Here is a 17,745-nt window from a genome sequence, read left to right as displayed (position 1 = left end):
TACTGCCCAAGCCCTACTGCCTCCCTTTTCTGACATCGGAGATTTCCCATGACCGCACCCGTGACCCTCACGGAGGCGAAGCTGTTCCTGCGCGTGGAGCACGCGGCGGAGGACAGTCTGATCCAGACGCTGATCGATGCGGCCACGGCCAGGGTCGAGGGGGAGGTGGGCCTGGGCCTGACCTCGACCTCGGCGGCGCCGCTGAGGCTGGCGATCCTGATGCTGGCCCTGCGCGCCTATGAGCGGGGGGAACAGGAGATGTCGATCCGCCCGGTGGAGGCCTGGATCGCGCCTTATCGCGTGGTGCGGCTGTGAGCGGCTTCAGGGTCCTGGCCAGCCTGCTGGAGCGGGTGGAGGCGGAGACGCCCTATGGCGGGCGGGCGATTTCTTATCAGCCTCTGGGATCGATCTGGCTGAGGCTGGAGGGGCGACGGCGGCGGCAGGCGACCGAGGCCGGTGGGACCTCGGCCATCGAGGTGGCGACGGGCGAGACACGGGCCGATCCGAGGCTGGCCGAGGGGCGGGTCATCCGGTTCGGCGGGGCGGACTGGACGATCGCGGCGGTCGATGCGGACCCGGACCGGCCGGGGCGGATGCGCCTGGGCCTGGAGCGCAGCCGATGAGGGATCATGAGGGCGCGCTGCAGAAGGCGCTGATCGGGCACCTGCGGGCGGACACCGCGGTTCGGGCCTTGCTGGGAGATCCGGCCAGGGTCTGGGACGCGGCACCGGGAGATGCGGTCTGGCCCTGGCTGGCGATCGGGCGGTCCGAAAGCCGGCCGGTGGCGGCGGACGGGTGCGGGGTGGAGCATACGCTGAGCCTGCGCTGTGCCTCGCGGTTTGCAGGGACGGAAGAGGCCAAGGCCGTGCTGGCGGCCGTACGGGCGGCGCTGCACGACGTGACGCTGGAGGCGGACGGGGTCCGCACCGTGTCGATCCGCGCGACCTATGCCGACGTGTTCCGGTCGCTCGACCAGAAGCGGGTCTGGGGCGTCGTGCGGGTGCGCGCGGTGACGGAAGAGACTTAGCGACCCCTCTCCCAGAGGGAGAGGGCTTGAGGCTCGGAGAGCAACGCGATCCGCAAGCCGAAAGGGTGAGGGGTTAGGTGGGAGCCGGTGAGAGGGAAACCCCTCACCCTTTCGCGTTTCCAATCGCTGCGCTCTTGGACGCTCAAGCCCTCTCCCTCTGGGAGAGGGATCGCAGAAAGGATTGAGACATGGCCGCTCAACGGGGCAAGGACATACTGCTGAAGATCGAGGGCGCGCCGGGCGTGTTCACGACGGTCGCGGGGCTGAGGGCGCGGACGATTTCGCTGAACGCCCGGACGGTCGATGCGACGGATGCCGACAGCGCCGGGCGGTGGCGCGAGCTGCTGGGCGGGGCGGGGGTGAAGTCGGCGGCGGTGTCGGGGCAGGGCATCTTTCGCGATGCTGCGTCGGACGCCGCGATCCGCGAGGCCTTCTTCGATCAGGGGCTGAAGACCTGGCGGCTGATCGTGCCCGACTTCGGCGTGCTGGAGGGGCCGTTCCTGGTCTCGGCGCTGGAGTATGCCGGCGACCACGAGGGCGAGGCGACGTTCGCCATCAGCCTGGCCAGCGCCGGGGCGGTCGGGTTCAGCGCGCTTTGAGCGGGGTCGGGACGGACGGCCCCCCCTCGGGCCTGGCGGCCCCCTCCCCCCGGCGGGGGGAGAATGGGGTCCGGGGCGAGGCGGTGGTGGTGCTGGCGGGCCAGCCGCGGCGGCTGTGCCTGACGCTGGGGGCCCTGGCGGAGATCGAGACGGCGCTGGGGGTCGCGGGTGTCGAGGCGCTGGGTGCGCGGATGCGGGCGCTGTCGGCCGGAGACCTGATGGCGGTGCTGGCGGCGCTGTTGCGCGGCGGCGGCGAGAGCGCGTTTGCGGGCGAGCTGGAGCGGGTGGCGGTGTCGCCGGTCGAGGCGGCCGAGGCCGTGGCGGCGGCATTCGTGGCCTCGGCCGATGGCTGAGACGGGCTGGGGCGCGATGCTGCGGACGGCGGTGGCGCTGGGCGTGTCTCCGGAAGCCTTCTGGCGGCTGTCGCTGAAGGAATGGCGGATGCTGACGGCGGTCGCCGGGAAGGCGGTGCCGATGGGACGCGCCGAGGTCGAGGCGCTGATGCAGGCGTGGCCGGATTGAGGCTTTCTCCCTCCCCCGAGGGGGAGGTGGCGCGACGCAACTTCGCGTCGTGACGGAGGGGGTTCGCCGCGAGCAGGGTGTCCGGGGCTGGCCCCCTCCACCGCTTCGCGGTCCCCCTCCCCCGATGGGGGAGGATTTATGACGGACCAGACACTGGACACGATCCCGGCCAGGGCGGCGGAGGCGGCGGCGGCGCTGGAGGCCTTGCGGGAGCCGGCGGAGCGGGCGGCGTCGAGCATCGAGGCGGCGTTCGGGCGGGCGGGGGCCAGTCTGACCCGGTCGCTGGCGCGGGCGGCGGCGGATGGCGAGGTGACGCTGGGCGACCTGGCGCGCGCCGTGCTGGGCGCGCTCGGGGCCGGGGTCGGCGGGCCGGGCGGGCTGGGCGAGGCGATCGCCCGGGCGGTCGCGGGCGCGGCCGGCTTCGGCGGTGCGCGGGCCGATGGCGGCGCGGTGACGGGCGGCAGGGCCTATCTGGTCGGGGAGCGGGGGCCGGAGGTGTTCCGGCCGTCGGGATCGGGTGTGATCGAGAACAGAGGCGGCGGTGGTGGCGTGACGGTGAACGTCAGCGTCGACGGCGGCGCACCAGCCCTTTTGAGGTCCGAGGCGCAGATCGCCCAGATGCTGGCCCGAGCCGCCGCACTGGGAGTGCGGCGGCTGTAGTTTGGCAGGTTCGACACCCGGTCTTGTCATCCCGGAAATCGCGGCAGCGATTATCCGGGACCGGAAACGCCAGTCATTGACCTCCCGGAAGACGCGAAGCGGCTGTCCGGGAGACGATCGAGGGCGGTCAAACTGGCTCCCGGACAATCGCTGGCGCGATTTCCGGGAGGTATGGTGGCGCGGTCCAGCGTCCCGGCTCTTCGCTTCGCTCCGGCCGGGATGACAAGGGCGGCTCTTCGCTCCGCTCCGGCCGGGATGACAAGGGAGGCTCTTCGCTCCGCTCCGGCCGGGATGACAAGGGAGGCTCTTCGCTTCGCTCCGGCCGGGATGACAAGGGCGGCTCTTCGCTCCGCTCCGGCCGGGATGACAAGGGAGGCTCTTCGCTCCGCTCCGGCCGGGATGACAAGGGCGGCTCTTCGCTTCGCTCCGGCCGGGATGACAACTGGGGCTCTTCGCTTCGCTCCGGCCGGATGACAGGTCCCTGAAAAAGCCGAAGATGGATTGGTCCTATCGGGTCTTCGGGTTGGGACCGAAGCGATTGTCGCCGGGCTGGCCTTCGGTGAGACCGATCCAGAGCAGGAAGCCGAACTGGACCACGGAGGCGATCGCGAAGATGCCGAGGGCGGGGGCCACCAGAGGCCAGACCACGGCGGGGTCGTCCGATTCCCAGTTTCCGCCATGGGCAATGGCGCTCACGCCGATGGTGGCGATGATACCGCCGATGGCGACCATGCCCCCGATCCAGGGGATGATGGCGAGCCAGCCGCTGTGACCCATGTCGTGCAGGCGCTTCACCGTGATGGCGACGTTCGGCCAGATCAGGGCGATCGAGATCAGCGCGCCAATGACAGGGATCCACCCCAGCACGATTCCGATACCAAGGCAGATCAGCCAGCCGAGCCAGAAATGCTGGCGACGAATGCGACCCTCGAACGCGAACAGGACCTTCGCAAAGTCGAAGGTATCGACGGGCACGCCGGGGGTTGCCGACGGGCCGGATGACGGCACGGCGGCGGCCAGCAGCATGATGCTGGTGGCCTGACCGGCCACGGGCACGAAGTCGACGCGCAGGCCGGGGGTGATGCTGGCCGGGGGCGTCACCTGGTCGGCATTGAAGGCGTAGCGGATTCCGTCGTCGCCGCTGATCAGGCCCGAACCCGCCGTCGGATCGAAATCGAGAATCTGGCCGCGCATCCGATGGCTCCCTTGCCGGGGGCCGAGGCTGGCCCGCCCCCAGACTGGACGAGGCACCGGGCCGCGACAATCCCCGCGTTCGCGGGGATGACCAAAGAGGAGCGATGATCCGATGGGTTTTCATGAGGTGAGGCTGCCGGCCCGTCCCCGCTTTCGCGGGGATGACAAGACCGCGTGTCGGGGGTGGCGATGAGTTTTCATGAGGTGAGGCTGCCCGCCCGGTTGGCGTTCGGATCGACGGGCGGGGTGGAGCGGCGGACCGAGATCGTCACCCTGGCCTCCGGGTTCGAGCGGCGGAACAGTCCCTGGGCGATGGGACGCAGGCGGTATCTGATCGGGGCGAACCTGAGGTCGCTGGCGGACATGGCGGCGCTGACGGCCTTTTTCGAGGCGCGGCGGGGCAGGCTGTTCGGGTTCCGGTTTCGGGACTTCGCGGACTTCGCCTCGTGCGCGCCGGGCGGGACGCCGGGGGCCGGGGACCAGGTGCTGGGAACGGGGGACGGGGCGAGGGCGGTGTTTCCGCTGGTGAAGGCCTATGGCGACCCCGGATCGGGTCCGGGTCAGGGCCTGCAGCGGCCGATCACCAAGCCGGTCGAGGGATCGGTGCGCCTTGCCGTGAACGGGATCGCGGTGTCGGACGCGGGCTTTTCCGTCGACGCGACGACGGGCGTGGTCACGCTGGCCAGGGCACCGAGCAAGGGCACGGTGGTGTCGGCGGGTTTCCTGTTCGACACGCCGGTGCGGTTCGACGCGGACCGGCTGGAGATGACGCTCGAGAGCTTCGACGCCGGGCGGATGGCGGCGGTGCCGCTGATCGAGGTCAGGGTCTGAGATGAAATCCTCCCCTTCCGGGGGAGGTGGCGCGGCGCGCCTTTGCGCCGTGACGGAGGGGGCTCGCGGCGAGCAGGGTGTCCGGGGCCGGCCCCCTCCACCGCTTCGCGGTCCCCCTCCCCCAGTGGGGGAGGATCATGAGGGACATACCGACTGAACTGGCCGCCCGCATCGAGAGCGGGGCGGCGACGCTTTGCCATGTCTGGATCGTGACGCGAACGGATGGGGCGCGGATGGGCTTTACGGACCACGACCGCGACCTGGAGGTGGATGGCGTCGTCTGCTCGGCGGGCAGCGGATGGACCCAAGGGGCGATGGACGCCTCGGCCGGGCTGGGCGCCGGGTCTCTGGCGGTCGCGGGCGTGCTCGATGATGACCGGATCACAGCGGCGGAGGTCGCGGCCGGACTGTGGGACCGCGCACGGGTCGAGGTGTGGCGTGTGGACTGGAGGCGACCGGACCTGAAGGTGCGGCTGGGGGTCGGGACATTCAGCCGGATCCGACGCGAGGGGGCGGGGTTCACGGCCGAGGTCGAAGGACCGCTGGCGGCGCTGGAGAGGGTGGTGGGGCGGACCTACGGGCGGGCCTGCGACGCCCTGCTGGGGGACGGGCGGTGCCGGGCCGATCCGGCGGGGCGGGTCTGTGACAAGCGCTGGGAGACCTGCGTCGGGGTGTTCGGCAACGGGATCAACTTCCAGGGCTTTCCGGGGATTCCGGGCGACGACTTCCTGACGGCCTGTCCGGCGACGGGCGGGCGGAATGACGGGGGGAAACGGTGAGAGGGTTGAATTCTGCTGTTTCCCTCCCCCGCGGGGGAGGGCCGGTCGCGACGCGACCGGGTGAGGGCGGCGATGCGAGGTCGCGCAGAGTTGAGTCCGGATCGCCTTGTTCGCCCCACCCGGCTTCGCCTTCGGCTCGGCCACCCTCCCCCGAGGGGGAGGGAGAGGCTGTGGTGATGGCCGCGCGCGGGTGGCTGGGGACGCCGTATCGGCATCAGGCGAGCACGAAGGGCGCAGGCGCGGACTGTCTGGGACTGGTGCGCGGGGTGTGGCGCGAGGTTATCGGCAAGGAGCCGGAGGCCCTGCCCGCCTATGCACCGGACTGGGCCGAGGTCGGTGGTGTCGAGACGCTGCTGGAGGCGGCGGGGCGGTGGCTGGTCGAGAAGCCGGTGAACGCGATGCGGCCGGGCGATGTGTTGCTGTTCCGGATGGCGGAGGGGGCGATGGTCAAGCACTGCGGGATCGTGTCGTCCATCGAGGGACCGGAACCCCGGATCATCCATGCCTACTGGGGGCGGGCGGTGGTCGAGAGCTGGATGGGGCCGTGGTGGCAGAGGCGGCTGGTGGCGGCCTTTGCCTGGCCCGTTCAGGCGCAAGGCCGGGATGACAAGAGAGGTTCCTGATGGCGCAGGTGATCCTGGGCGGTGTCGGACAGGCGATCGGCGGCGGCATCGGGCGCAGTCTTGGCGCGGCCCTGGGGGGTGTGGCGGACCGGTCGCTGATCGGGGCGCTGTCGCCGGCGCGCCAGGTCGGGCCGAGGCTGGAGACGCTGAAGATCCAGTCGACGGCGGAAGGCGCGCCGATGGCCTGTGTGTTCGGGCGGGCGCGGGTGACGGGTCAGGTGATCTGGGCGGCACGTTTCCTGGAGCAGAGGAACCGGAGCGGGGGCGGCAAGGGTGGGCCAAGGACCGTCGACTATGGCTATTCGCTGAGCTTCGCGGTCGCGCTATGCGAGGGGCCGATCGACGGGATCGGGCGGGTCTGGGCCGACGGCAAGCCGATGGACCAGACGGGCGTGGCGATGCGGGTCTATCGCGGGAGCGAGGACCAGACGCCCGATCCGCTGATCGAGGCGGTGGAGGGGGCTGCACCCGCCTATCGCGGGACCGCCTATGTGGTGTTCGAGGATCTGCCGCTGGGGCCGTATGGCGATCGGATGCCGCAGCTGAGCTTCGAGGTGTTTCGCAGGCCGGAAGCCGACGGGCTGGAGACGATGCTGGAGGGGATCTGCCTGATCCCCGGGGCGGGGGAGTTCGTGCTGGCGACGCAGGCCGTGATGCGGCGCGAGGGGCTGACGCGGACGCGGTCCGAGAACATTCACCTGGGCGACGGACGGACGGACGTGATCGCGTCGCTGGATCAGCTGGCGGCGCAGCTGCCGAACCTCAAACGGGTCAGTCTGGTGATCGGCTGGTTCGGGACCGACCTGAGGGCCGGGCACTGTGTCGTAAGGCCGGGGGTGGAGCGGCGGAACAAGCCGACCGAGCCCCTGACCTGGTCGGTGGCGGGGCTGGGGCGTGAAGACGCGCATCTGATTTCGGAGGCGGATGGCCGGCCCAGCTATGGCGGGACGCCGTCGGACGAGAGTGTGCGCCAGGCGGTGGCGGCTCTGAAGGCGCGGGGATGGGCGGTGACCTTGTATCCCTTCGTCTTCATGGACTGCGAGGGCTATCCGTGGCGCGGGCGAGTGAAGGGCGCGGACGGGCCGGGGGCGGCGGCCGAGGTCGCGGCGGTGTTCGGGACGGCGGACGGGTGGGGCCTGCGGAGACTGGCGCTTCATTATGCCGGGCTGGCGGCCGAGACGGGATGTGACGGGCTGCTGATCGGGTCGGAGATGCGGGGCCTGACCGGGACGCGGGACGCGGCGGGTGGATATCCGGCGGTTCAGCAATACCGGGCGCTGGCGGCGGAATGCCGGGCGGTGGTGGGGCCGGAGGTGGCCCTGTCCTATGCCGCGGACTGGTCTGAGTATTCGGGGCATCGACCGGATGACGGGTCGGGGGATGTGGTATTTCACCTGGATCCGCTGTGGGCGGACGAGGCGATCGATTACGTCGGCATCGACTGGTATCCGCCGCTGGGCGACTGGCGGGGCGGCGACGGCGGGCGGGATGCGGAGGCGTTCGCGGGGCCGGATGATCCCCTCTATCTGGCCACCCAGGTCGCGGGCGGCGAGGGGTTCGACTGGTTCTATGCCGACGAGGCGGATCGCGCGGCCCAGGTGCGCACTGCCATCGTCGATACGGCGCATGGCGAGGACTGGGTGTTTCGGCCCAAGGCCCTGAAGGGGTGGTGGGGCAACGTCCACCATGACCGGCCGGGCGGGGTGCGGGCCGCGGTGCCGACGGCCTGGGTTCCGGGGATGAAGCCGATCCGGCTGACGGAGTTCGGCTGTGGGGCGGTGGACCGGGGCGGCAATGCGCCGAACCTGTTCCAGGACCCGAAGTCCGCCGAGAGTTCGCTGCCACCGTTCTCGACGGGCGCGCGGGACGACGGGATGCAGCGGCGGGCGCTGGAGGCGGTGCTGAAGCATTTCGCAACGGGTCCGAACAATCCGCTGTCGTCGGTCTATGGCGGGCCCATGCTGGCGGGGGCGGATGCCTGGTGCTGGGACGCGCGGCCCTATCCGGCGTTTCCGGCGCTGGGCGACGTCTGGGCCGATGCGAGCGCTTGGCGGGCCGGGCACTGGCTGAACGGCCGGGTGGGCGGAGAGGGGCGGGCGCTGCTGGCGGCGATCCTTCGGCGGGGCGGTCTGGAGGCCGACGGGTTCGAGGTCGGGGAGCCGGTCGGGAAGGTTTCGGGCTATGTGATCGATCGACCGATGCGGACGCGTGATGCGCTGGAACCCTTGCTGGGGGCCTTCGACATGGTCGGGGCCGAGCGGGACGGACGGGTGGCGCTGGTCGGGGTCGAGGCGGCGGGCGCGACGGTTGCGCTTGAGGCAATGGCGCTCCGCGAGGAGACGTCGGGGCCGGTGCGCGAACGGGTGCTGGAGGCGCGGCCCGAGACTGCGCGGGTGCGGTTCATCGACGACGGGGCGGACTATCAGACCGGCGCGGTCGTGGCCCGGGCCGAGACGGCAACGGGTGGCGGCGGGGTCGATGTGGACCTGCCGATCGTATGCGGCACGGCGCTCGGCGCGGCCATGGCGCGGCGGATGCTGGCGGCGCATGGGGCGGATCGGGTGACGCTGGCCCTTGGGCCGCTGGAAGCGTTGCGGCTTGAGCCCGGTGATACGGTGGCGGTCGAGGGCGAGACCGGGGCGTGGCGGGTCGAGTGTGTGACGCTGGATGAGACGCCATCGGCGCGGCTGGCGCGACGGTCGGTCGGCGTCGTCGGACCCGACAATGCGCCGACGCAGCTGTCGGAGGGTGCCGAGCCGCCGGGGGTGCCGTTTGCGCGAATCCTGGATCTGCCCGGGCTGCCGGGGGCGGAGACCGATGGTCGGCCGGTCGTGATCGCGGCGGGCGATCCCTGGCGTCCGATGGCGGTCCATGTCGGGGAGACGTCCGAGGGGCTGATGCAGCGCGGCACGGTCGACATGCCCGCGACCGTGGGGCGGCTGGTGGGCGACTTGAGGGCCGGGCCGGTCGATCGATGGGACGAGGTGAATACGCTCGTCGTCGCGCTGGAGGGAACCGCGCCGACGTCGGCGAGCGACGGAGCCGCGCTGGGCCAGGCCAATCTGCTGGCGGTCGAGAGCGTGACGGGATGGGAGATTCTGTCGTTCCGGGAGGCGACCCTGGTTTCCACCGGCGTCTGGCGGTTGTCGGGGCTTTTGCGCGGGCGGCAGGGCACGGAGGTGGAGGCTGAACAAGGCGCGGCGGTCGGGGCGACGGTGGTCGTGCTGGACGGGCGTGCGGGTCGGCTGGAACTGGACCCCGCCGAGCGGCGGCTGGACCGGCGGGCGCGGATCGGGCCGATTGGTTCGGCACCGGGCGGCGCGGGGTTCGCCGAAGTGCCGTTCCGGTTCGAGGGCGTGGTCGATCGGCCATGGAGACCGGCGGCCCTGCGGGTCGTTCCGGAGGCAGGCGGGCTGGGCGTCAGCTGGCTGCCGCGCGTGCGGGTCGGGGGCGATCGGTGGGACATCGAAGCGGCGGAGGTGGACGTCCGGCGGTTCCGGCTGCGTGTGCTGGACGGCGACGTCGAGCGGCGGGTGTTCGAGGTCGAGGGGCTGTCGGCGGTCTATGCCGGGGCGGACCTGGCCGCGGACTTTCCGGGAGGGCCGGGGGAGGGCGCGAGGGTCGCCGTGGCGCAATATGGGGTCGACTGGGGCTGGGGCCGGGAGGCGGTTTGCAGGCTGGCGGCCTGAAAAACGATTGCGCGGCGCGGTCCATGCCCTAACTGACAGGGAAGCGTTCCGGCATGTGATGCAGGGGCGGCCCTGATTCTCTGACGGAGCGGCGAACGGCGTGGCGGGCGATCCCTATAAGGAACTGGGCGTAGCCAGGGGGGCGAGCGCCGCCGAGATCAAGGCCGCGTTCCGCAAGCTGGCCAAGGAACTGCACCCCGACAAGAACCCCGGCGACGCCAGGGCCGAGGAACGGTTCAAGCGTGCCTCTGCGGCCTTCGACATCCTGAGCGACCCCGAGAAGAAGGCGCAGTTCGACGCCGGACGGATCGATGCCGACGGCCAGCAGAAATATGGCGGCGGCTATGGCGGGGGTTCGTCGGGCGGAACGACCGGCGGGTTCGGTGGCTTCGGCGCGGGCGGCCCCGGCGGACGGGCGGCGTTCGAGGACCTGGATCTGGAGGAGCTTTTCGGGCGGTTCGGCGGCGGGGCCGCGCGGGGGCCGGGTCGCGGCATGGGACGCGGGCAGGACGTGCGCGCCACGCTGGAGATCAGTCTGGAGGACTCCATCGTCGGGGCGACGCGGCGGATCCAGTTCTCGGACGGGCGCACGCTGGACGTCACCATTCCCAGGGGCGCGGCCAGCGGGCAGACGATCCGGCTGCGCGGACAGGGCGCGCCGGGGCGAACCGAGGCGGGCGATGCGCTCATCGAGCTGCGAATTGCGGTCCATCCGGTGTTCAAGGTGGACGGGACGGATCTGATCATGGATCTGCCGATCTCGGTGCCGGATGCGGTTCTGGGGGGCAAGGTGGAATGCCCGACCCCGGACGGGCCGGTCTCGGTGACGGTGCCGAAGGGGGCGAACTCGGGCCAGACGCTGCGGCTGAAGGGCAAGGGGGCCTATGCGGGTGGATCGCGCGGCGACCTGAAGGCGCGACTGATCGTGACCTTGCCCGAGACCGTCGATCCGATATTGCAACGGATCGCGGAGGACTGGCGCAAAAGCCGTCCCTACAGGCCCGGAAAGAGCTGAACGTGGACAAGCCGAGTGTAAAGCCGAAGCGGCCGTGGTTCTCGGCCGGGCCGACGGCCAAGCGGCCGGGCTGGTCGTCGGAAGGGCTGCCGCAGACCCTGCTGGGACGGGGGATCCGCGCACCGGAGGTGGTGGAGCGGTTCGCGCATGGCATCCGGTTGACCAAGGCGGTGCTGGAGGTGCCCGAGGACTGGGTACTGGCCTATCTGCCGGGGTCCGACACGGGCGCGGTCGAGGCGGCGATGTGGTCGATGCTGGGCCAGCGGCCGGTGCAGGTCATGGCGTTCGAGAATTTCGGCAAGCAGTGGGCGGTCGATGCTAAGGATCACCTGAAGCTGGACGACCTGGAACTGCTGGAAGCGCCCTGGGGTGAGCTGCCGGACCTTTCGCGCGTGGACCCCGACAAGGACCTGGTGTTTCCGTGGAACGGCACGACCTCAGGGGTGCGGGTGCCGAGCGCGGACTTTATCTCGAAGGACCGGACGGGGCTGGCGATCTGCGACGCGACGTCGGCGGCCTTCGCCATGGCCATCGACTATTCGCGTCTGGATGTGGTGACGTTCAGTTTCCAGAAGGCGCTGGGCGGAGAGGCCGGGATCGGGGTGGCGGCCCTGTCGCCGCGCGCGGTCGAGCGGCTGGACACCTATGCGCCGCCCCGGCCGGTGCCCAAGGTTCTGCGGCTCAGAGACGCCAGGGGGTTCGACCGGGCGCTGGCCACGGGGTCGATGATCAACACCTTCAGCCTGTGGACGCTGGAAGACTGGATCGATGCGCTGGAGTGGGCGCAAGGCGTCGGGGGGTTGAGCGAGCTGATCCGCCGCACCGATGCGAACGCGGGCGCGCTGCAGGCCTGGGTCGGGCGAACGGACTGGATCGAAAGCCTGGCCGTCGATCCGGCGACGCGGTCGACGACCTCGGTCTGTCTGAAGATCGTCGATCCGCGCGTGACGGCCCTGGACGAGGCGGGGCGGCAGGCCTTCGTCAAGCGGATGAAGGGCCTGCTGGAGGCCGAGGGCGCGGCGTTCGACGTGGAGAGCCACCGGAACGCGCCCGCGGGCCTGCGGCTGTGGTGCGGCTGCACGGTCGAGACGGAGGACGTGGTGGCGGTGACGCCCTGGCTGGATTGGGCGTTCGGGGTGGCGGTCGCGGAGCTGTGACGGTTTAATCGTCCCGGTCGGGACGACATTCGCCCATTCCGCCGCTATAGCCCTCCCCGCATTCAGCGGAGACGAATCCTTTGGCGAACGTGGCGGTGGTCGGGGCCCAGTGGGGCGATGAGGGCAAGGGCAAGATCGTCGACTGGCTGTCGAACCGCGCCGACATGGTCGTGCGGTTCCAGGGCGGGCACAATGCGGGCCATACGCTGGTGGTGGACGGCAAGGTCTACAAGCTGGCCCTGCTGCCCTCGGGCGTGGTGCAGGGCAAGCCCTCGATCATCGGTAACGGCGTCGTGGTCGATCCCTGGCATCTGGTCGGCGAGATCGGGAAGATCGAGGCCCAGGGCGTATCGATCAATCCGGACATCCTGACCATTGCGGACAATGCGTGTCTGATCCTGCCGATCCACCCGGCGCTGGACGTCGCGCGCGAGGCGGCGGCGAATGCGGTCGGCGCGCGGATCGGCACGACGGGGCGGGGCATCGGCCCGGCCTATGAGGACAAGGTGGGCCGCCGTGCGATCCGGGTCTGCGACCTGGCCAATGCCGACGACTTGAAGGTCAAGATCGACCGGTTGCGGTCGCACCATGATCCGTTGCGGGCGGGTCTGGGGCTGGACCCGATCGATCCCGAGGCGCTTCTGGCCCAGCTGCTGGAGATCGCGCCGAAGATCCTGCCCTATGTGAAGCCGGCCTGGCGGGTGCTGGACCAGGCGCAGAAGTCGGGCAAGCGGGTGCTGTTCGAGGGGGCGCAGGGCGCTTTCCTGGATGTCGATCACGGGACCTATCCCTATGTGACGTCGTCGAACACCGTGGCGGGGCAGGCGGCGGCCGGGTCCGGGATCGGGCCGCGCGGGGTCGGCTATGTGCTGGGCATCGTGAAGGCCTATACCACCCGGGTCGGCGAGGGTCCGTTCGCCTGCGAGCTGAAGGACGAGATCGGGCAGCATCTGGCGACCGTGGGGCGCGAAGTGGGGGTCAATACCGGACGGGCGCGGCGTTGCGGCTGGTTCGACGCGGTCCTGGTGCGCCAGTCGGTGGCGATCAACGGTATCGACGGGATCGCACTGACCAAGCTGGACGTGCTGGACGGGTTGAAGAGGCTGAAGATCTGCGTCGGCTACCGGGTCGGTGATGAGGTGCTGGATTATCTGCCGAGCAGCCTGCACGCCCAGGCGGCGGCCGAGCCCGTATTCGAGGAACTGGAAGGCTGGAGCGAGACGACGGCCGGGGCTCGCAGCTTCAAGGATCTGAACGCCCATGCGATCAAGTACGTCCGGCGGATCGAGGAGTTGATCGGGGCCCCGGTGGCGTTGCTGTCGACCAGTCCCGAGCGGGATGACACCATACTGATCCGGGATCCCTTCCACGGCTGAAAAAGCCGTTTCGGTTCAACGTGGCCTTAACCGCCGCAGCGCTAGGTATTTCCCTCAGCCAGGAGGGCCACGCTTGTTCTCAGCCGATACCAAGACCCTGAACCGGATCGAGCCCGTGGTGCGCCGCGTGCTGATCGCCGATCCGAACCTGGCGTCCGCGCGACTGTTGCTGGACATCATGAAGAGCATGGGCGCGCGCGAGGTCGTGACCGAGTCCGATGAGCATCGGGTCATGGACCATGCGCGCGAGATGGAGCCGGGGCTGATCTTCACGGAGCGCAGCGGTCCCAAGCTGGACGGAGAACAGCTGGCCCGACGCATTCGCCGCTCGCACCTGCCCTGTCGGCGGGTCCCGATCATCATGGCTACAGCCGATGCGACGGCGACGTCCATCAGGGGCGCGCGGGATGCGGGCATCCACGAATTTCTGAGGAAACCCTTCGCCAGCGCCGACCTTTTCAGGCGGATCGAGAACGTGGCCCTGAAGCCGCGCGACTGGGTCGAGGGGATCGGTTACGTCGGACCAGACCGGCGCCGGTTCAACTCGGGCGAATATCCAGGGCTGCAGAAGCGGACGGGCGACAAACCGACGACGGCGGCGCAAGCGGCCCTGGAGGTCAAGGATCAGGCGCTGCGTATTCTGGCGGCGGCGCTGGCGAAGTTCGACAACGATCCGATACAGGCGACGCGCGCCGCCAAGCAGCAGGTCGAGACGCTGAAGGCGCTGGCCACAAAGAACGCGGATGTCCGCCTGTCGATCGCCGTTGCGGCACTTGAGGGTTATCTGGCGGAGGGCGTGCCGACCAGGGCAGGGCTGACCGGGCCGATCGGTGCCATCCTGGCGCTTGCCCCGCCCGAGACACTGTCCGAGGCGGGTTGACGCCTCGTCCACTCAGGCGTCGATGAGGTTCCGTTCCTCGGCGGCGGCGCGCATGGCCTTCTGCAGCTTCTCGAACGCGCGAACCTCGATCTGACGGACGCGTTCGCGGCTGACGCCGTATTCGCCCGCGAGTTCTTCCAGGGTGACCGGATCGTCCTTCAGGCGACGTTCGGTCAGGATATGCTTCTCGCGCTCGGTCAGCTCGCCCATGGCCTCTTCCAGCAGGCTCATGCGGATCGATTTTTCCTCGGAGTCGGCCAGTGCCGTCTCCTGAGAGACGGCGTTGTCGTCCGACAGCCAGTCCTGCCACTCGCTTTCGCCGTCGACCCGCAGGGGAGCATTCAGCGAGGCATCGCCGCCGAGACGGCGGTTCATATTGGTGACCTCTTCTTCCGACACGCCCAGCTTGGTGGCGATGGCGGCGAGATGTTCGGGACGCAGGTCGCCTTCCTCGAAGGCCGAGATCTGGCTCTTGGCCTTGCGCAGGTTGAAGAACAGCTTCTTCTGCGCGGCCGTGGTGCCCATCTTCACGAGCGACCAGCTGCGGAGGATGTATTCCTGGATCGAGGCGCGGATCCACCACATGGCGTAGGTCGCGAGGCGGAAGCCCTTGTCCGGGTCGAATTTCTTGACGGCCTGCATCAGGCCGACGTTGCCTTCCGAGATCACCTCGCCGATCGGCAGGCCGTAGCCGCGATAACCCATGGCGATCTTGGCCACGAGGCGAAGGTGGGATGTGACCAGGCGGTGGGCGCTTTCGGAATCCTGGTGTTCGGACCAGCGTTTCGCCAGCATGAACTCCTCGTCCTTGGTCAACATCGGAAACTTGCGGATTTCCGTCAGATATCGCGACAGCCCCTGTTCAGGCGACATCACCGCGAGTGATTTCATTGCAGCCATGTTTGGTCCCTCCGAACCCAGATCCGAGCAGGCTCGACGCAGGCGGCCACCGGATGTGCACCGCCTCCTCACCCCTCAACCGGACACATAGCGATGGGTTGCCGCCCTTGTCAGAGGCGGATCGTCACAGAGACCTGCGACCGTGACCCTGGCGCCACTTGCACCGTTCAGGAGCCTTTATAGACAGAAGTCCGTCCTTAATCAAGACTTACTCGATGCCGCGCCTGTTCCGGGCAGGGTCATGCTCCGTTTCGCTGGCGACACCCCGATCGTTACCCGGCCTGCGTCCCTTTCAAAGGGCGGCCAGAATCGATTCGAGGCAGGCCATGTCGGCCGGCAGGGGCGTTTCGAAGCGCAGCGGTGCCCCGGTCACGGGATGGACGAACCCGAGCACCGAAGCGTGGAGCGCCTGCCGGGTCAGGCCCGACTGCGCGATCGCGGCGCGGACGCTGACCGCCGGGCTGCCCGAGCCGTAGGTTGCATCTCCCAGGATGGGGGAGCCCTTTGAGGCAAGGTGCACCCGGATCTGGTGGGTGCGACCCGTGTGCAGGGTACAGGCGACCCGGGCTGCGAGCGGTGCGGCACCGGCCTTCGCGGGCACGGCAAAGCGGGCCTGGACCAGGTAGTCGGTGATGGCGTTTCGTCCGCCGGACTTCAGCACGGCCATCTTCTTGCGATCCGAGGCTGAACGTCCGATCAGGGTCTCGATCCGGCCCCGCGCAGGGGAGGGCGCGCCGCGCGTCAGGGCGATGTAGGTGCGCTCGATGTCATGGGCGGCGAAGAGTCTGGACAGACCCGAATGGGCGCGGTCGGACTTGGCGGCGACCATGACGCCGGAGGTGTCCTTGTCGAGGCGGTGGACGATGCCGGGGCGGGCCACGCCGCCGATGCCGGACAGGGACGCGCCGCAGTGGTGGAGCAGGGCGTTGACCAGGGTGCCGTCGGGCGTGCCGGGCGCGGGGTGAGCGGCCATGCCGGCGGGCTTGTCGATGACGATCAGGTCGTCGTCCTCGTAGAGGACGACGAGCGGGATGGACTGGGGCACAGGCGTTGCGGAGGCGATGGGCGGAACGGCGATCTCGTAGTCCCCCGCCACGGCTTTCGCCGATCCGTTGGCCAGGACGATGCCGTTCAGCGTGACTGCGCCGTCTGCGATCAGCGCCTGGAGCCGCGCGCGCGACAAGGTCGGACACGCGTCGGCCAGAGTTTTGTCCAGCCTGGGCCCGGCCGCGCCGACGTGGATGCGCAAAGGCTCAGTCACTGCGCAGTCGTCGTCGAAATTCAGGTCTGGATCGGACAAGCAGCCTCCTGCACCGGCTCTAGCATCCCCCTCCCATCGTGACACGCCCGGGCGATTGCGGCATGGTCAAGCCTGGCGTTGGGCCCGGAGGATATCGATGAAACGACTGGCACTCGCGCTCGGGGTGGTGGGCGCAGGCATGCTGCTCGGCAGTTGTGCGACGATGAGTGAAGATCAGTGCCTCGCCGGGGCCTGGGGCGAGGTCGGCTATGCCGACGGCCAGGCTGGCTACCCGATGAGCCGTCTGGACGCGCACGCCGAGGCCTGTGCCAAATACGGTGTCGTCCCTGAGCTGTCCGTCTATCAGTCCGCGCGTGCCGATGGTCTGATGCAGTACTGCACCGAGGCCAGGGGCTTTCAGGTCGGGCGCCAGGGAGAGGCCTACAACGGGGTCTGCACACCGTCACAGGAGGCGCAGTTCCTGCCAGCCTATCGCGACGGGCAGATCGTTCACGCAGCGATCTCAGCGGTCAATTCCGCGCGCAGCAATGTCGACGGGCTGGCGTCTCGTCTGAACGAGCTGGACGACAAGATTTCCGCCAAACAGGACGAAGTGCGTCAGCCTCAGCTCACGGATGACGAACGCGATGCCATTCGAGACCGCATCAGGGAAATCCGCCTGGAGCGCGAATCGACCGAACGCGACTGGTACCGCGCCCAGGACGAGCTGGACGACGCAGAGGCGGCCGTTCGCGATGTGCGATGGCGGTTCCGGGACATCTACGGCACCTGGTAGACGACGGGCCCGGCGGTCGGTGCCGGGCTGTTTCATCGAGGCGCTCCGCGCGCGTCAGGATGCCGCCTTCAGCGCGCGCCCGTAGACGGGGTCAAGATCGCCCCTGGCCTGGTGCCGGTCATGGCCATGCCGGCGGGCTTGTCGATGACGATCAGGTCGTCGTCTTCATGCAAGTCCGCCAGGGGGATCGCCTCAGCCAGGGGCTCTGCGGCCAGGACAGGCGGGAGTGTGATCCGATCATCACCCTTGACAGCCTTTGATGATCCGTCGGTCACTATGGTCCCGGCACGCGAGACCGCTCCCTGCTCGAACAGGACTTGAAGGCGGGCGCGGGAGACCAGGGGCGTTCCGCGAGCCAGGGCCTTGTCCAGCCGTTCCCCGGCGTCGGCTGCGGTCAAGTGAACAATGATAACTTGATCGTCCGCTTCAAGATCAATCGTCACGGATTCTGCCGTCA

At 69.6% G+C, this 17,745-nt stretch carries 20 protein-coding genes; 16 read left to right on the top strand and 4 right to left on the bottom strand.

Annotated features, from left to right (window positions below; translation table 11 throughout):
- Positions 1 to 48 precede the first annotated feature (48 nt).
- The 7 genes from HZ989_RS13230 (at position 49) to HZ989_RS13200 (ending at position 2,808) form a co-directional block, all read left to right on the top strand.
- Entirely contained in the window at positions 49 to 315 is a 267-nt protein-coding gene (locus HZ989_RS13230; protein ID WP_209321266.1) for a head-tail connector protein, read from the top strand.
- Entirely contained in the window at positions 312 to 623 is a 312-nt protein-coding gene (locus tag HZ989_RS13225; RefSeq protein WP_209321265.1) for a head-tail adaptor protein, read from the top strand. Before HZ989_RS13230 ends, HZ989_RS13225 begins: the two co-directional genes overlap by 4 nt.
- On the top strand, positions 620 to 1,027 hold the full coding sequence (locus HZ989_RS13220; protein ID WP_209321264.1) for a DUF3168 domain-containing protein: 408 nt from the start codon (positions 620 to 622) through the stop codon (positions 1,025 to 1,027). The genes HZ989_RS13225 and HZ989_RS13220 overlap by 4 nt, the downstream gene beginning before the upstream one ends.
- 188 nt (positions 1,028 to 1,215) lie before the next feature.
- Positions 1,216 to 1,626, top strand: a complete 411-nt coding sequence (locus HZ989_RS13215) for a phage major tail protein, TP901-1 family (RefSeq protein WP_209321263.1) — start codon at positions 1,216 to 1,218, stop codon at positions 1,624 to 1,626.
- Between the two features lie 83 nt (positions 1,627 to 1,709).
- Positions 1,710 to 1,979, top strand: a complete 270-nt coding sequence (locus HZ989_RS13210) for a GTA-gp10 family protein (protein ID WP_245162373.1) — start codon at positions 1,710 to 1,712, stop codon at positions 1,977 to 1,979.
- On the top strand, positions 1,972 to 2,148 hold the full coding sequence (locus tag HZ989_RS13205; RefSeq protein ID WP_209321262.1) for a phage tail assembly chaperone: 177 nt from the start codon (positions 1,972 to 1,974) through the stop codon (positions 2,146 to 2,148). Before HZ989_RS13210 ends, HZ989_RS13205 begins: the two co-directional genes overlap by 8 nt.
- 138 nt (positions 2,149 to 2,286) lie before the next feature.
- Entirely contained in the window at positions 2,287 to 2,808 is a 522-nt protein-coding gene (locus HZ989_RS13200; RefSeq protein WP_209321261.1) for a phage tail tape measure protein, read from the top strand.
- 507 nt (positions 2,809 to 3,315) lie between these two features.
- Here the strand turns inward: HZ989_RS13200 and HZ989_RS13195 are convergent.
- Entirely contained in the window at positions 3,316 to 4,002 is a 687-nt protein-coding gene (locus tag HZ989_RS13195; protein WP_209321260.1) for a DUF805 domain-containing protein, read from the bottom strand.
- A gap of 189 nt (positions 4,003 to 4,191) precedes the next feature.
- Between HZ989_RS13195 and HZ989_RS13190 the strand changes: the two genes are divergently transcribed.
- From HZ989_RS13190 to HZ989_RS13150, 8 genes are all read left to right on the top strand, one after another.
- Complete coding sequence (locus HZ989_RS13190; RefSeq protein WP_209321259.1) at positions 4,192 to 4,833, top strand: DUF2460 domain-containing protein; 642 nt, start codon at positions 4,192 to 4,194, stop codon at positions 4,831 to 4,833.
- A 137-nt stretch (positions 4,834 to 4,970) separates the two neighbouring features.
- A complete protein-coding gene (locus HZ989_RS13180) occupies positions 4,971 to 5,612 on the top strand; it encodes a DUF2163 domain-containing protein (RefSeq protein ID WP_209321258.1) in 642 nt (213 codons plus the stop codon).
- 176 nt (positions 5,613 to 5,788) lie between these two features.
- A complete protein-coding gene (locus HZ989_RS13175) occupies positions 5,789 to 6,235 on the top strand; it encodes an NlpC/P60 family protein (RefSeq protein WP_209321257.1) in 447 nt (148 codons plus the stop codon).
- The gene (locus tag HZ989_RS13170) at positions 6,235 to 9,924 is read left to right on the top strand and encodes a glycoside hydrolase/phage tail family protein (RefSeq protein ID WP_209321256.1); all 3,690 of its coding nucleotides are present in this window, start codon (positions 6,235 to 6,237) and stop codon (positions 9,922 to 9,924) included. The genes HZ989_RS13175 and HZ989_RS13170 overlap by 1 nt, the downstream gene beginning before the upstream one ends.
- 100 nt (positions 9,925 to 10,024) lie before the next feature.
- A complete protein-coding gene (locus HZ989_RS13165; RefSeq protein ID WP_209321255.1) occupies positions 10,025 to 10,939 on the top strand; it encodes a DnaJ C-terminal domain-containing protein in 915 nt (304 codons plus the stop codon).
- A gap of 2 nt (positions 10,940 to 10,941) precedes the next feature.
- The gene (locus tag HZ989_RS13160) at positions 10,942 to 12,096 is read left to right on the top strand and encodes a phosphoserine transaminase (RefSeq protein ID WP_209321254.1); all 1,155 of its coding nucleotides are present in this window, start codon (positions 10,942 to 10,944) and stop codon (positions 12,094 to 12,096) included.
- 80 nt (positions 12,097 to 12,176) lie between these two features.
- On the top strand, positions 12,177 to 13,472 hold the full coding sequence (locus tag HZ989_RS13155; RefSeq protein ID WP_209321253.1) for an adenylosuccinate synthase: 1,296 nt from the start codon (positions 12,177 to 12,179) through the stop codon (positions 13,470 to 13,472).
- A 73-nt stretch (positions 13,473 to 13,545) separates the two neighbouring features.
- Positions 13,546 to 14,352, top strand: a complete 807-nt coding sequence (locus HZ989_RS13150) for a PleD family two-component system response regulator (protein WP_209321252.1) — start codon at positions 13,546 to 13,548, stop codon at positions 14,350 to 14,352.
- Between the two features lie 12 nt (positions 14,353 to 14,364).
- Here HZ989_RS13150 and rpoH read toward each other — a convergent pair whose 3' ends face one another.
- Both rpoH and HZ989_RS13140 read right to left on the bottom strand, forming a co-directional pair.
- A complete protein-coding gene (gene rpoH / locus HZ989_RS13145; protein WP_209321251.1) occupies positions 14,365 to 15,252 on the bottom strand; it encodes an RNA polymerase sigma factor RpoH in 888 nt (295 codons plus the stop codon).
- 292 nt (positions 15,253 to 15,544) lie between these two features.
- Complete coding sequence (locus tag HZ989_RS13140; RefSeq protein WP_245162539.1) at positions 15,545 to 16,537, bottom strand: RluA family pseudouridine synthase; 993 nt, start codon at positions 16,535 to 16,537, stop codon at positions 15,545 to 15,547.
- Positions 16,538 to 16,649: 112 nt separating this feature from the next.
- On the opposite strand from HZ989_RS13140, the gene HZ989_RS13135 reads away from it, so the two are divergent.
- Positions 16,650 to 17,288: a DUF2799 domain-containing protein gene (locus HZ989_RS13135; protein ID WP_209321249.1), complete on the top strand. Its 639-nt coding sequence runs from the start codon at positions 16,650 to 16,652 to the stop codon at positions 17,286 to 17,288.
- Positions 17,289 to 17,356: 68 nt separating this feature from the next.
- On the opposite strand, the gene HZ989_RS13130 is transcribed toward HZ989_RS13135, so the two are convergent.
- Positions 17,357 to 17,686, bottom strand: coding sequence for a hypothetical protein (locus HZ989_RS13130; protein WP_209321248.1), 330 nt, complete (start codon positions 17,684 to 17,686; stop codon positions 17,357 to 17,359).
- Between the last annotated feature and the right edge of the window lie 59 nt (positions 17,687 to 17,745).

Origin of the sequence: Brevundimonas sp. AJA228-03 (genome assembly GCF_017795885.1) — a bacterium.
Taxonomy (GTDB): domain Bacteria; phylum Pseudomonadota; class Alphaproteobacteria; order Caulobacterales; family Caulobacteraceae; genus Brevundimonas.
The sequence above is the reverse complement of the archived record's forward strand: the minus strand, read 5'-3'. Positions and strand labels throughout refer to the sequence as shown.

Excerpts from the sequence above, each read along its gene's own strand:
- HZ989_RS13220 (WP_209321264.1), top strand. The coding sequence starts at position 620 with ATGAGGGATCATGAGGGCGCGCTGCAGAAGGCGCTGATCGGGCACCTG.
- HZ989_RS13200 (WP_209321261.1), top strand. The coding sequence starts at position 2,287 with ATGACGGACCAGACACTGGACACGATCCCGGCCAGGGCGGCGGAGGCG.
- HZ989_RS13175 (WP_209321257.1), top strand. The coding sequence starts at position 5,789 with ATGGCCGCGCGCGGGTGGCTGGGGACGCCGTATCGGCATCAGGCGAGC.
- HZ989_RS13205 (WP_209321262.1), top strand. The coding sequence starts at position 1,972 with ATGGCTGAGACGGGCTGGGGCGCGATGCTGCGGACGGCGGTGGCGCTG.
- HZ989_RS13180 (WP_209321258.1), top strand. The coding sequence starts at position 4,971 with ATGAGGGACATACCGACTGAACTGGCCGCCCGCATCGAGAGCGGGGCG.
- HZ989_RS13170 (WP_209321256.1), top strand. The coding sequence starts at position 6,235 with ATGGCGCAGGTGATCCTGGGCGGTGTCGGACAGGCGATCGGCGGCGGC.
- HZ989_RS13190 (WP_209321259.1), top strand. The coding sequence starts at position 4,192 with ATGAGTTTTCATGAGGTGAGGCTGCCCGCCCGGTTGGCGTTCGGATCG.
- HZ989_RS13195 (WP_209321260.1), bottom strand. The coding sequence starts at position 4,002 with ATGCGCGGCCAGATTCTCGATTTCGATCCGACGGCGGGTTCGGGCCTG.
- HZ989_RS13230 (WP_209321266.1), top strand. The coding sequence starts at position 49 with ATGACCGCACCCGTGACCCTCACGGAGGCGAAGCTGTTCCTGCGCGTG.
- HZ989_RS13215 (WP_209321263.1), top strand. The coding sequence starts at position 1,216 with ATGGCCGCTCAACGGGGCAAGGACATACTGCTGAAGATCGAGGGCGCG.
- rpoH (WP_209321251.1), bottom strand. The coding sequence starts at position 15,252 with ATGGCTGCAATGAAATCACTCGCGGTGATGTCGCCTGAACAGGGGCTG.
- HZ989_RS13135 (WP_209321249.1), top strand. The coding sequence starts at position 16,650 with ATGAAACGACTGGCACTCGCGCTCGGGGTGGTGGGCGCAGGCATGCTG.